The sequence below is a fragment of the Microcoleus sp. T3_B1 genome, from assembly GCF_036700445.1.
Taxonomy (GTDB): Bacteria; Cyanobacteriota; Cyanobacteriia; order Cyanobacteriales; family Microcoleaceae; genus Microcoleus.
In genome coordinates this window covers 14,579-28,021 of record NZ_JAUBOX010000053.1, presented here as the reverse complement: position 1 = coordinate 28,021, position 13,443 = coordinate 14,579, and the positions used below count along the sequence as shown (strand labels likewise).

Below are 13,443 nucleotides of genomic sequence, written 5' to 3'. Positions count from 1 at the left end.
GATTCTGATTGGCTGTCTCGATTTGACTTTGGAATTCCGATATTTGAGAAGTTAGCTGAGATTCCAATTCAGAGCGACTTTGACGCACACTCTCTAACTCATGTTCTAACTCGGAGATGTGAGATTGAAGTTGATTTTGATTCTGATTGGCTGTCTCGATTTGACTTTGGAATTCCGATATTTGAGAAGTTAGCTGAGATTCCAATTCAGAGCGAGTTTGATGCACACTTTCTAACTGGTGTTCTAACTCCGAGATTTGAGATTGAAGTTGATTTTGATTCTGATTGGCTGTCTCGGCTTGACTTTGAATTTCCGAGAGTTGAGAAGAAAGTTGCGATCGTTCGGTGTTAGCAGTTTCTAGCTGAACTTCTAATTCAGAGCGAGTTTGACGCAGGCTATTTAGCTGATTTTCTAAGTCCGATACTTGAGATTGAAGTTGAGTTTGATTCTGATTAACCGTCTCGATTTGACTTTGGGATTCCGAGAGTTGAGAAGTGAGTTGAGATTCCAATTCAGAGCGACTTTGACGCACACTTTCTAACTGGTGTTCTAACTCGGAGATTTGAGATTGAAGTTGAGTTTGATTCTGGTGGGCTGTCTCGGTTTGACTTTGGGATTCCGAGATTTGAGAAGTGAGTTGAGATTCCAATTCAGAGCGATTTTGACGCACAGTTTCTAACTGGTGTTCTAACTCGGAGATTTGAGATTGAAGTTGAGTTTGATTCTGGTTGGCTGTCTCGGTTTGACTTTGCAATTGGGAGAGTTGAGAATAAAGTTGCGAGCGTTCTGTGTTAGCAGTTTCTAGCTGAACTTCTAATTCAGAGCGAGTTTGACGCACAGTTTCTAACTGGTGTTCTAACTCCGAGATTTGAGATTGAAGTTGAGTTGGGATCTGGTTGGCTCTCTCGATTTGACTTTGCAATTGGGACAGTTGAGAATAAAGGTGCGATCGTTCTGTGTTAGCAGTTTCTAATTCAGCTTGCAGTTCTGATAACTGAGACTGGAGTTGCGAGCTATCTCCCTCCTTGCGCTGTATCTGAGACTCCAATTCTGACAACTCAGACAGCAGTCTCTCTCGCTCTACAACAACCATTTCGGATTGAAGTTGTACTTCATGAAGTTGAGAGTTTAACTGCATCTTCTCCAGATTAGCTGCTTCTAACTGTCTTTGCAGTTCTAATAATTCCAATGGAGGTTGCTTTGCTTGTTGGCGAGCGGTTTGCAATTGAGAGTTGAGTCTTTTGCGTTCTTGCTCTGCACTCTCCAATTGAGCTTGTATATCTGACAATTCCGAAGTAAATTGCGATCGCTCTGCTTCGACTAATTGCAGTTGAGCTTGCAAACCCGACAGTTGAGACTGAAGTTGCTGCCGCTCTTCAATGGAGCGATCGAACTTAATTTGAATTTCCGACAACTGGTACTGTACCTGCAATCTGCTTTGAGTAGCCGTTTCCAACTGACTCTCAAATTCCGACAGCAGAGCGTGAAATTGAGAACGTTCTGCATCAACCGCCTCTAACTCTGCTTGCATTTCCAGCAATTGAGCGTTAAGTTGCGATCGCTCCTGATCCGCAACTTCTAACTGATCTTTAAGTTCGGCCACTTCTCCTAACTGCGACTCAGCTTGTTGAGCATTTTCTAGCTGAAACTGCAAATCAGCAATCAGAGAATCAATCTGCGATCGATCCTGGGCAATTCCTGTCAAAAATTCTTCCATTTCCGACACTTGATTTTTTAACAATTCTTGCTCGCCCGTCACAGTTTCCAACCGACTTTGCAACTGAGACACTTCAGAATTTAGCTGATTTTCATTCTGCACCTTTTGTCGCAATTCCGAAGTTCTGGCATCCAACTGAGCAGCCAAATTCGATATAGCCTCCTGCGAACCCTGCATCCGCACCAAATTGCGTGAATTTCGCTTATTCAAAATTAGCCAGCAGACTAATGCCCCGCCTCCAAATCCTATGAATAAAAGTAATGCTTGCATTTGTTTTATCTAATTAATATCAATTGAGTTATTTTGAGACCGACCCAAAAATGGACATCTACCAATCGCTATCTTATATCGTTTCCGGTTGCATCGGAATAATAAAATCGAGTCAACAGTTAACACTCAAGCATTCAGTTTTACGACTGCGAGTCAACTGTCAACTGTCAACTGTCAACTGTCAACTGTCAACAATCATGAGGAGTGCCACCGGAATTGATATTACTCAAAACTATCACAACTTGCCAGCCTGTGTTCACTTGGATCCCACATTCCGCACCCCCAACTGGCACATACACGGAGTGAGGGGGTAAAAGTGAATCATCCGAGACAATAGTGAGTAAAAATACTCAATCATTTCGGTCGCGTTCGCATCACCAGTTAAGAATTCCTGACAAGAGACGTGAGGCGTGAGTTAAATCTGACACCCGTTAAAATTGCGATCGCCACAAACCTGTGTTTATTACCTCACTGTTACCCGATCACCTGACCAAAATGCGTTAACTGCGATCGCTCTTCCGTAACCAATCATCGCCAAAAATAGTGTAAACTGGCGAGATCGATCAACGCTCAAATCAGGATTCAGCAGCCCATGCAGAAAGCATCTGAGATCAAAGTAGAAAACCTAGATCATCTGGGCTTGATAGCCGGTCTAATTGATGAAATAGGAATAGTCCAAAAAATCAATGAATTAGTCGGCGAACAACCGGGCGAAATAGTCAGTCCCGGCCTGGTAGTCAAAGCCATGATTATCAATGGATTAGGGATGGTTTCCGCCCCACTCTACTTATTCTCTAAATTTTTTGAAGGGAAAGCAATAGAACATTTACTTGGATCAGGGATTCAAGCATCGCATCTCAATGATGACCGTTTAGGCAGAGTATTAGATAAATTATATTTGTCAGGAATCACCAATATATTCACAACCATTGCCCTAGAAGCAGCTCAAAAATTCGAGATAAATACCGACACATCTCACTTAGACTCAAGTTCATTTCATCTACATGGCAAATATGAACAAGAATTGCCATCAGTATCTTTTTCTACCACAGAAACAGATAGCAATCAGTTAGATAATTTATCAATCAACCATCAAACATCCCCAATACCAATTCAGATTACCTACGGCTACTCTCGCGACCATCGACCAGACTTAAAACAATTCATTTTAGACCTAATTTGTAGTGGAGATGGAGATGTACCACTATTTTTACGAGTAGCTTCAGGAAACGAATCAGATAATTCCATATTCGCCTCAATTTGTCAAGACTTTAAAAAACAATTAAATCTCGATAGTTTAATGGTAGCTGACAGTGCATTATATACCGCTCCCAACTTAGAAATGTTAACCAAGTTAAGATGGTTAACTCGTGTACCGCTGAGCCTCAAACAAGCGCAGCAACTGGTATCTCAGCTAAATGAATCAGAATTTCATCAAAGTTCAGTGACGGGATATCGTTGGTCAGAACACAAAAGTAATTATGGTGGAATTGAACAAAGATGGTTAGTAGTAGAGAGCAGTTTACGTCGTGATGCTGACCAACGTAAATTATCAAAAAACCTCAAAAAAGCTGAAATTGAGGGTCAGAAAAAGTTGCGAGAGTTATCAAATATTGAATTTGCTTGTGACGCCGATGCCTCCGCAGCAGCAAATCGTTTATCTAAACAACTAAAATATCATAATTTAACCCAAATTACCAGCAGACAAACTACAGCAAAACCAGCTACTAATTCGACCATTTCTCACGACAAATCTAGCTCTAGCTTGATATTTAAAGTTGAAGCAAAACTGGAATTAGATACGAGTGTGATTGCTAAAGAAACGAAAGCTAGTGGCAGATTTATCTTAGCTACTAATGTGCTGGATTCAGAGCAATTAAATCCTGATGAAATGATTGTGAAATATAAGGAACAGCAGTCGGCAGAGAGAGGGTTTGGGTTCCTGAAAGACCCGCTATTTTTTACGGATAGCGTGTTTTTGAAGTCGCCAGAAAGAATCGAGGCTTTAACTTTGGTAATGGGTTTGTGTTTGTTGGTTTATACTTTAGGTCAAAGGTTACTTAGACAAAACTTGCAACTCACTAATAAAACCGTAAAAAATCAGTTGGGTAAAGGAACCAATCGACCTACTTTACGCTGGATGTTCCAAAGTTTTCAATCGATTCATGCCGTTTGTATTCAAGGAATTCAACAAGTTTCCAATTTGACATCCGAACGGTTGGCAATATTAAATTTATTTCCAGTCACCTGTCGGTCTTATTATTTCTTGTTGTGAAATGAAGTTAATCACTTGATTAGTAACGCTGACTTTAGTTGAATTAATTTTTGATCGATCGGTGATGTATAATTAATTATTACATCTCTGAAAATATCTGCTGGCAATTAATAGTTGTTAATGGTCTGATTTTTGACGTTTTATGGGTTAAGAAGATTTAATTCATGCCCTCATGTTAATTTTTAGGGATTCCTAACTGGGTGATGCGATAGTTGCACAGATTTTTGGGTGTTTTTACTCATTATTGTCTCGGATGATTCACTTTTACGCCCTCAATCCGTCTATGTGCCAGTTGGGGGTGCGGAATGTGGGTTGGATCGAGAATTTATATTTCTTTACAAATCCCTTTTGGTTACAGGTAAGGTGCAGCGCACCCTGCAAGTCCGATTAATGAAGCAAATCCACAATATGAGGAATAATTTCGATATGCTGAGTCAACAAATAATCCAACCTATCCGCCAGTAAACTAAAAATTAAATCGTTATAACTCATCCCGTATTCCGCCAAACCTAAAGCTACCAAACTCGTCACATTTTCCCCTGGATGTTTCAGATCCGGTTTCGGATTTGCTTCCAAAACATAAAGCGAGCCATCAGCATCACTTCGGACATCAATCCGCACCAAACTGTTCAAACTAAACTCCCAATAAATTGTTCGAGCTAACTCAATTAACTTTTGTTTTAGTTCTGGTTCCTCACCGCCCATCAACCGTCCTCGATCTGCCGTAATCGCCTTTTGATCCATAGAAGTAAAGATACGTTCGTCAGGCTCCAACACGCGCTCTATCGTGGAAAAAGCAAAAGGCTTTGTATTTTTAGAGAAACCGCCTTTAGCATATTTAACATAGCCACAAACCGCTACACAAAATTCTCGTCCCGGCAAATACTTTTCAATTAAAGCAGTATTGTGAGTGGAGCGGTGAACTTCCGAAACCGCCTGAGACAAACCCTCAATTTTGTCTACAAAATGAACGTGCAGCGAAGCGCGACCGGATACGGGTTTAACAACAAACGGCCCTTGATAGTCACCAAAAGCAATGGCAAAACGCTGATGCAAATTAGGCTGCAAAATCCCTTGAGAAGGATGCCAAGTCATAAACGGAGCGGTTTTAATTCCAACTGATTGCAGTTCCCGTTTAAAAGCGTGTTTGTTATCTAAAATTGAACTATTTAGAGGATTGTGACCGACATAAGGCATTCCCAACATTTCCAACAATGCGGGAGTGTGACAAACAGGATTGTAGCCCTGGACTCCGCCAGTATTCAGCCACACTAAATGGATATTTTTTTGTTTGAGTTGTTCCGGCAAATTCATGTCATCAGGCATGACAAAGACTTGCTGAAAGCCAATTTCTGCTAAGGCTTTAGCAATCTCGCGGGCGACTACTTCGTAACTTTTCCAAGAGCGGGGATTGTGAGTTTTGTAAATCACTGAGCCGGGGCGATCGCAGTCGCCGCCGAACACCACAGCAATCCGCAATTTAGCAAACAGCACCTCCAAATATTGAGGCAGCAAACTAAAGTCGTAATGCCAGCTATTGAGGCTGATTGATGTTGGAGTCATTTAAGTATTTTTTCCTTTTGGTTTCATTTTTTAGCCACCGAACCGCTAGATTTTCCCAAATATATTCCAGCCAAAACCACAGAAAAAGCAAACCAATTAAACAAGCTCAAACTTTCCGAAAACAGCACCCAAGCCATAATCGCCGTAATTACGGGTTCTAGCAGCAGGAAAAAAGCTACAAATTCCGACGACAAACTACCGAGACTGTGGATAAGCAGTCCCTGACCGAAAGCTTGGCAAATCACGGCCAAAGCAATTACAGTCAGCCATCCCTGCCAAGAATAAGGGAAAACTCGATCGCCCGCAAGCAGAACCAGTGGCAAAACCAAGATACTGCCCATAAAACAGCGCCACATCAATATAGTTGTCGCCGGAAACTTGGTTCGCAAATGTTCTGAAATTAGCAGATTTCCTGCATAAAACATCGCCGATAAAAGAGCAGCAAAGTCGCCGGCAAGATTGTCTCCCGCAGTTTGCAAATCGTCCATTCCGATCGCAATTGCGCCGGACAAAGCCACCGCCAGTCCCACCAAAAACCTGTTGTCAAAGCGTCGCCCCAACAGCAGCCATCCCCCCAAAGTAGTAAATAAAGGAGTTAAGTTTCGCAGTACAGTAGAATTAGCGACATTAGTCTGACTCAGTGACCAGGCCCAGAAACCCACAGAAGCAGAAGAAACCACGCCTACGGCTATTAACAGCATCACATCCTGCAGAGTGTAGTTTGATCGCTCTTCAACTTGGGCCCCAGACATTCGGCGACGCATAGCACCCGCACCATTCCACACTCCAAATACTACAGTTGCTATCCACAAACGGTTAAAAACAGTAGCATTCGGGCTGATTTCCCGTTCGCTCAACCTAATAAAAATCGCCGCCAGCGACACCGCTAGCAGGGCCGCCGACAGCGATGCGATCGCCCAAATTTTGGCTTTACTGTCAGCTAATTCACCGTTTTTTAAACTTTCTGGCTTTCCCGAAACAAGAGTTTTGTCTTCAGTTTTTAAGGCAGAGTTTAACTCGGTTTTTTCCAAAATATTGCGCTGACGTTGAATATTTGGCTCTGGCAATTCCAGTTTTTTTGACATTATTAAAAGTTCCAATGAAGGCAGAAGGCAGTTGTGTAGGGTGCGTGACGAAAGAAAATTTGGGCGACGAATAAAGTGACTCAAAAGTCACGCACTCTACTTACTAAGGCTGCACCCACTATTTTTTATAGTTAACAGCAGCTTAGGTTGAAGGTTTAACAGAAAGCCTTGTCAAAGCCTCCTTCAGCGCCGGTGGCAATTGGCGGATAATCTTGTTCTTGTCACGATCGACACCAACCAAAGTTACCTGTGCTGTCACATATAACTCCTGAGTATCAGCCGATCGAATTTCGTAATCCCAAAGCAGCCGCACACCCTCGCTAGCAGCCATCCGCGTTCTGACTGCCACAGATTGACCCATTTGTACAGCCCGGTGGTAGCGCAGCGAAAGTTCCACCACGGGCAATTCCAAACCCTGCGCCACCCAGTCTGCATACTCGATGCCAAGAGATCGCAAACTTTCCACCCTAGCTTCCTCCATCCAAGCCAGATAAGTCCCGTGCCAAACCACACCGCTGTAGTCAGTATGGTGAGGGTACACTCGCACCAAATATTCAAACCAGCCCTCAGAGTCCATCCCCCGCCGATTTTGAATAGCACCAGCCGGTGCGAGTTCTGGTTGAGTTCGATCGTTCTCTAACACTTTACAAATCGTTCCAAAACGCTACATTTCTACAAATCATAAGACAAACTTCAGGCTTATGCTTGACAGTAAGCAACTAGAGTAATTGCTAGGATGATATTTTCCGAGACTTTTAGGTAATACTCATGACAATTGGTGTAGACTGAAGTAGCCTGCATAAAACCATCAGTAATGATGACTTGGACTTTCTCTCACTTATCTCAAGCTTTCCCTTGAGATCATCTCTGTAATCCTTGCGGTTCGAGGTTGGTCAAAACCAGTGAAGAATACACCTCCTTGATTTGTGCAAAATACGGTTAGAGCCATAAAAGTTAGGTGGCTCTAAAATTTTAAAAGGCCCCAACTGTGGTTAGAAAACACCAAGTTTGAGTAGCGCTTTAGGGATTTTCCTTAAAGCTTTGTGGGATACCACCATGCTCTGAGACCTGTCTGATGAGTGTGCTATATTCGGATTCTCTCAGGTTGTCGGAGATTGTCTGGATTAAAAGTATCAGTACCAACGCCCTAGTTTAACGTCGCACAAGAAAACTCAACTGTTTTTACCGCCAAAACCCCATGATAGAAAAAATTTTAGTAGCCGTCGCCGGTCGCGGCTTGTGCGAAGAGATGTTTAATATGTTGATGGACATCCCTTCCTTGCAACAAACCTCTGTCACCGTCTTGCACGTCGTGCCGCCGCAAGTAACCTCCGATGGCATGGCCGAGAAATTGGAAGAAGGAGGCAAGATTTTAGCACAAGCAGTCCAGTCTTTGAAAATAGATCCCAGCAAAGTCAACCCCCGGCTCAAACAGGGAGACCCGAAAACCACAGTTTGCCAAGTCGCAGAAGAAGAACAATCCGACTTAGTAATTATGGGTTCCCGGGGACTCGGACGGCTGCAATCGATTTTGGAAAACTCAGTCAGCCAGTACGTTTTCCAGCTAACATCCCGACCGATGTTGTTAGTAAAAGACGACATCTACGTCAAAAAAATCAAGCGAGTCATGGTGGCGGTAGACAAATCAGAATCTGCCAAACAGTCATTGCAGCTTGCGCTATCTTTGGTCAAAGAAGTCAGTGGCGGAGAGATAATTTTAGTACACGTCACCAAAGATTTGACGGGAAAAGCCAGCGAAGATTTAACAGCAAGTGCTGAAAAAGACCCCGTATTGGCCCCAGCAGTAGCACTAACCAAACAAATGGGAGTTAGCTACCGCTGCGTGAGTGCTACAGGCAAGCCAGGGGAAGAAATTTGTCGGATTGCAGACGACTTGAATGCCGACTTGTTGGTAATCGGTTCCCCGGATCGGCGACCCAACGTTGCCAAAAACTTTGTGGATATCGATCGACTCCTAGGAAATTCGCTATCAGACTACGTGCGAGTTTATGCCAACTGTCCCGTCTTGCTAGCCCGCACAGTCGGCTAGAATCTCATCATTAAGAGTTAGCAGCTAACACTCAACATTTAACAAAAAAAGCGCCTCAGCAAAAAGCTGTTGGCGCTTTTTTTGCAAGCAGCAAAGCCAGAGAGAAATAGCAGCAGTTGCTAATCTTTTCTGCCTTGACGGCTAGCTGTTTGAATGTACAGAATGATTAGAAAAACACTGGGAACCAATACAAACAGAATGGTTGCCACAAACCCTAAATCGTTAACTTCCATGAAGACGCTCGCCTCTATCGGAAAATAGAAAAACACACACAACTAGGATATCACTCAAAGGCAAAAGGCAAACTCGAAGACAGAAGAAGAGCTAACGGACAAGCGTCGAAACCCGCTTTCTGCCTGGATGCCTCGCTGCCCAATCTCTTATTTGTCCTAGAAACCAAGTTTCTTTTCCTAGGCAGGCAAAAGGCGTGATTATACAGTGAAATAGGAAAAAAAACACAATTATTGCATTCTGCATTTTTCTTTCCTTCTGCATTAGAGCATCTCTAGCCTTCTGCCTTCTGAAAGTCACGGTTTAGTCTTCACGCTCACCTGACCATTGACCATAGCTTGACAAGCCAATCGATAGTTTTCGGGCTTTTTCTTGAGCTTGCGGTTCTCAAAGTCAGTGCGGGGCGACAGATTTTCACTGCCCTCGACAATTTCCACAATGCAGGTGCCGCATTGACCAATGCCCCCGCAATTCATGAGCTTTCCCGAAAACGTGTACAAATCGATGCGGTTTTCTAGAGCTTTGAGCCTCAAATTGGCCCCGTCTGCTGCGATGACTTCCTGATTTTCCTTCACAAACTTGATATTGGCCATTGCCGATTCCTTAACGCAGTTGACATCGAACTCTATTACAAAATATTAACTAATGTGTCGGACGTTTAATACCCCGATGTCTAATTGCCTTTGTAATTAAAGGACGCGCGTGCGTAGCTATCCCGTAGGGAATCGCCCCAACCGAATCTCACGGAGCATCCGAGAGGTTATTAGTCGGAAGATTGCTCACAAAGCGCTGGAGAGACGAAAGCCCCAGGTTGTAGGTGATAATTGCCGACAATCGGCTTCTCTCAGCCCTAGTCAAATCAGTTTCCGCCTGAATCACATCCGTCTGAGTACCCACACCAGCTTGAAACCGCAGTCTCGCCAGACGCAGAGCTTCCCTTGACTGCAAAACCCCCGCCTCAGAAGTTTCGATATTCTCAAAACTCGATTCTAAGCCAAAATAAGCTTGTTCTACTTCCCGGCGAACCTGGTTGCGGAGTTGGTCGAATCGACTTTCGGCGATCGCAATATCAGCATCCCGCTGTCTCACCCTCGCGTTCGCCGCGCCCCCATCGAAAATACTCCAAGTCAGACTCGCCCGGATCGAATACCCGTCGGCCCACCCACGAGTCTCAAACGGGTTGGGGTCGTCAGGGTCTTGTCCCAGCACGTTGTAACTACCCCCAACACTCAGTTGAGGCAAACGCCCCGCCTGAATCGATCGCCTCTGCTGCTTGCTGATATCTCTCTGCACCAACTGCTGTTCCAACTCTGGGCGATTCTTAAAAGCCTGCACGATACTCTCTTCCAAAGACAGCCTCCAAGAGCCCGCTTGTTCTACCGGATCTGCCGCTGTCAAGTTCGCCGACTGGCTGATATTCAAAATCTCAGCCAGACGCCGCTGGGCAACTCGCTGATCGCGACGGGCCACTGACAGTTGTTGCACCTCGTTAGCCAAATTTGCCTGAGCCTGCAACACAGCAAACCGGGTTCCCACCCCTGCCCGTTCCAGGGCTTCGGCATCCCGCAAACTTTGCTGGGCATTTCTGACCGAAGCTTGGCGGATGGCAACTTGTCCGTCCGCGTTTTGCAAGTTGTAGTAAGCCTCAGCAGTGTCGAAGCGGAGTTCCTCGGCTTGGCGTTCCACATCCAGTTCCCGAAGGCGCAACTGTTCCTCTGCAGCGCGGATGTTAGCCCGCCGCCTTCCGAACAAATCGATGTCATAGTTCAACTGCAAAGTGCTGTTGAGACTGTTGCTGCCTAAATTTTGCCGAGCTTGCTCGGCGGGCTGCCCGGTTCCGTTAGCCCGAGAGTTGTTGAAGCGCTGCTGAGCCCGGACTCCGAGTTCTCCGCCTGCAGTCACAGAGCGGCTGGCGTCCATTTGAAAATTCAGGTCTGGATAAAGAGCAGCTTGCTGTTCGCGCAAAGCGGATCTGCTTTGTTCCACCTGCTGTCCGGCGATTTGCAAAACTTGGCTGTTGCGGCGCGCGAGGTCGATCGCCTGCTGCAAGGTAATTGGCTCAGTTTGCTCGATCCTGACATCCTCCGGGTTTGTCGGAAACAGCAGCGGGTTCGGGTTGGGTTCCAGGGAAGCCGGAGGCTTGGTGTCTAAAATGCCCCTCGGAGGGAGAGGGGGGAAACTTTCGTTCGGAGTGCCCCGGAGAATTGGTACCGGGGAACTCGGCACAGGAACATTGTTGGGAGGGTTTGGGGAAGGCTGCTGAGTCTGTGTCGGTTCCAACCCTCTTAGAGGCGTTGAACCGGCCTGAGACAGAGTTGATGGGGAAGCCGGAGCAGCCTGTTGAGGCTTTGATGCTTGCTCCGGCCCGGCTGGGGGGTTAAGGGCGATCGACTCTTCGGCCTGTGATGCTGATTCTGCCACTTTGTTCGAGGCCGATCGAACATTCTGCCCTAATTCGACGAGCTGATTGCTAGGGGCCAAGCTGTCCTGAGACTGAGCCGGAGGCTGTGCTGAAGCACTCTGTGCGGCGTTGCCCAAAGTAATTGCAGCGCCCACTCCGACTACGATGATTTGACGAAAAACACGCATAATTTTTTAATTACTCTGCAATCCTAGAGACAATTTTAGAGCAAGATTGAGGTCTCAAGTTTCTAGTCTGTAGCCTGAACTCGACGGTTACAAGTCACAATTACCATACTCATCTTAACTTTTGAATGTTCGATTCAAAATTTAGAATTTAACTTCCGCAGTTGCCAGACCGATCGCCGCCGAGATTAGTTCCTCTACTCCGCTCACCGGCAAAATCCGGGTTTTCAGCGAGCTGGCGAGCTGTTCGAGGGTCATGTCGTCGAGAAAACGCGGTTCCCCCTGTTTTAGCATCACCGACGGCAGCAGGATACCATCTCCCAAGTCTCGCCCCTGCAAAGCTTCGAGCAAATCTTGCCCGGTGAGCAAACCCGTGACAGTGATAGTTTGTCCCCAGTAGTGGCTGCACAGTGCTGCCATGTTGACGGACAAGCCGGGAATTTGGTTTAGTTGTTGTACGATCGGCTCAAAAGCTTTTTCGACTGCATTCCCCACCACCCAAACTAACTTGCGATCGGGCTCGACTTGCATCGGTTGCAGCTTCTCAAAAGCCGTTTCAAACTGCTGGATAAACTGGCGGATAGAACCCACACCATTACCAATTTGGGGATAATCTTCGTAATCAGCAGCCGACGGCAAATCTAAACCCGCGATTAAAAACCACTCGTCAGCCAGCCAAATACAGCGCGATTTTGAATTCTGCTTTTTCGCCTTTTGACCACCTTTTCCTTTACTCAAAAGCACTTGAATTTTCTGCACTTGCTCGATTACTTCTCGCGCTTTTTCCGCAGTTACTGCGATCAGTTCATCTTCGGCAGGACGAAAGCGAGTTAAACCCACCGGCACTACAGCCACGGATGCTACAGCGGGAATACTTCCAGTATGAAACTTTGCCAAATCTAACAAAGTGCGTTCTAAATGTTCGCCATCATTAATACCGGGACAAACAACTACTTGAGCGTGAATTTGCAAGCGGCGTTCTTGAAACCATTTGATTTGTTCGAGAATCTTCCCAGCGCGGAGATTTTTTAACAACCGAATTCGCACTTCCGGTTCCGTAGCGTGAACGGAAACATAGAGAGGAGAAAGCCGCATTTGTTCGATTCTGTCCCACTCTTTTTGAGACAAATTTGTGAGAGTGAGATAGCTACCATACAGAAAGCTGAGGCGGTAGTCATCATCTTTGAGATAGAGAGTTTCCCGCTTTCCCGGTGGTTGTTGGTCTATAAAGCAAAAAGGACAGCGATTGTTGCACTGAATTAGTCCGTCAAAAAGAGCTGTTTCAAATTCCACTCCCAAGTCTTCATCATACTCTTTTTCTATTTCTAATTTGTGAGTTTTGCCTTTAGTGTCTAATACTTCTAATTCTAGAAATTCATCGGCGCACAGGAATTGATAGTCAATCAAGTCGCGGGGTTTTTGACCGTTGACGGCGACGATTGAGTCTCCTGGTTCAAATCCCATTTCGGCGCAGATGCTGTCAGGGATAACTTTGGTGATTAGGGCGGGCCGGATTGATAAGTCGCTCATGATTATTAGTTATTTGTTATTTGTTATTTGTTAGCGGAGAATGTTTACAGTTTAACTTGTCTAGGCTGACAGAAGCGATCGCCCGATCGCTTCTGCCAGTCTAGGCGAGTGAATTGTCTTTAACAGAATTGACTTG

At 45.3% G+C, this 13,443-nt stretch carries 9 protein-coding genes and 1 pseudogene; 2 read left to right on the top strand and 8 right to left on the bottom strand.

The genetic code is table 11. The features are described 5' to 3' along the window. Nucleotides 1–1,987, bottom strand: a pseudogene (locus tag QT990_RS23845) (hypothetical protein); the annotation flags it as partial. Between the two features lie 592 nt (nucleotides 1,988–2,579). Here QT990_RS23845 and QT990_RS23840 point away from each other — a divergent pair. After that, complete coding sequence (locus QT990_RS23840) at nucleotides 2,580–4,262, top strand: IS1634 family transposase (RefSeq protein WP_333465833.1); 1,683 nt, start codon at nucleotides 2,580–2,582, stop codon at nucleotides 4,260–4,262. Between the two features lie 387 nt (nucleotides 4,263–4,649). Here QT990_RS23840 and QT990_RS23835 read toward each other — a convergent pair whose 3' ends face one another. The 3 genes from QT990_RS23835 to QT990_RS23825 form a co-directional block, all read right to left on the bottom strand. After that, nucleotides 4,650–5,825 (bottom strand): ATP-grasp domain-containing protein, encoded by a 1,176-nt coding sequence (locus tag QT990_RS23835; protein WP_333144101.1) that lies wholly within the window; start codon nucleotides 5,823–5,825, stop codon nucleotides 4,650–4,652. 23 nt (nucleotides 5,826–5,848) lie between these two features. After that, nucleotides 5,849–6,910 carry a DMT family transporter gene (locus QT990_RS23830; RefSeq protein WP_333465832.1) on the bottom strand — a complete coding sequence of 354 codons (1,062 nt, stop codon included), beginning with the start codon at nucleotides 6,908–6,910 and terminating at the stop codon, nucleotides 5,849–5,851. A 142-nt stretch (nucleotides 6,911–7,052) separates the two neighbouring features. Next, nucleotides 7,053–7,553: a thioesterase family protein gene (locus QT990_RS23825; protein ID WP_333144099.1), complete on the bottom strand. Its 501-nt coding sequence runs from the start codon at nucleotides 7,551–7,553 to the stop codon at nucleotides 7,053–7,055. Between the two features lie 555 nt (nucleotides 7,554–8,108). Here QT990_RS23825 and QT990_RS23820 point away from each other — a divergent pair. Further along, nucleotides 8,109–8,960, top strand: coding sequence for a universal stress protein (locus QT990_RS23820; protein ID WP_333144098.1), 852 nt, complete (start codon nucleotides 8,109–8,111; stop codon nucleotides 8,958–8,960). A gap of 119 nt (nucleotides 8,961–9,079) precedes the next feature. Here QT990_RS23820 and psbM read toward each other — a convergent pair whose 3' ends face one another. From psbM to QT990_RS23800, 4 genes are all read right to left on the bottom strand, one after another. Next, nucleotides 9,080–9,193, bottom strand: a complete 114-nt coding sequence (psbM, locus tag QT990_RS23815; protein WP_015177760.1) for a photosystem II reaction center protein PsbM — start codon at nucleotides 9,191–9,193, stop codon at nucleotides 9,080–9,082. A gap of 294 nt (nucleotides 9,194–9,487) precedes the next feature. Further along, nucleotides 9,488–9,784, bottom strand: a complete 297-nt coding sequence (locus tag QT990_RS23810) for a 2Fe-2S iron-sulfur cluster-binding protein (protein ID WP_006631487.1) — start codon at nucleotides 9,782–9,784, stop codon at nucleotides 9,488–9,490. A 148-nt stretch (nucleotides 9,785–9,932) separates the two neighbouring features. Further along, nucleotides 9,933–11,780 (bottom strand): TolC family protein, encoded by a 1,848-nt coding sequence (locus QT990_RS23805; RefSeq protein ID WP_333144097.1) that lies wholly within the window; start codon nucleotides 11,778–11,780, stop codon nucleotides 9,933–9,935. 141 nt (nucleotides 11,781–11,921) lie between these two features. Further along, nucleotides 11,922–13,307, bottom strand: a complete 1,386-nt coding sequence (locus tag QT990_RS23800) for a TIGR03279 family radical SAM protein (RefSeq protein ID WP_333465831.1) — start codon at nucleotides 13,305–13,307, stop codon at nucleotides 11,922–11,924. Nucleotides 13,308–13,443 lie beyond the last annotated feature (136 nt).

Bases quoted from the DNA above. Each gene is read 5' to 3' on its own strand.
- QT990_RS23835 (WP_333144101.1), bottom strand. From the start codon at position 5,825: ATGACTCCAACATCAATCAGCCTCAATAGCTGGCATTACGACTTTAGT.
- QT990_RS23830 (WP_333465832.1), bottom strand. From the start codon at position 6,910: ATGTCAAAAAAACTGGAATTGCCAGAGCCAAATATTCAACGTCAGCGC.
- QT990_RS23805 (WP_333144097.1), bottom strand. From the start codon at position 11,780: ATGCGTGTTTTTCGTCAAATCATCGTAGTCGGAGTGGGCGCTGCAATT.
- QT990_RS23840 (WP_333465833.1), top strand. From the start codon at position 2,580: ATGCAGAAAGCATCTGAGATCAAAGTAGAAAACCTAGATCATCTGGGC.
- QT990_RS23820 (WP_333144098.1), top strand. From the start codon at position 8,109: ATGATAGAAAAAATTTTAGTAGCCGTCGCCGGTCGCGGCTTGTGCGAA.
- QT990_RS23810 (WP_006631487.1), bottom strand. From the start codon at position 9,784: ATGGCCAATATCAAGTTTGTGAAGGAAAATCAGGAAGTCATCGCAGCA.
- psbM (WP_015177760.1), bottom strand. From the start codon at position 9,193: ATGGAAGTTAACGATTTAGGGTTTGTGGCAACCATTCTGTTTGTATTG.
- QT990_RS23800 (WP_333465831.1), bottom strand. From the start codon at position 13,307: ATGAGCGACTTATCAATCCGGCCCGCCCTAATCACCAAAGTTATCCCT.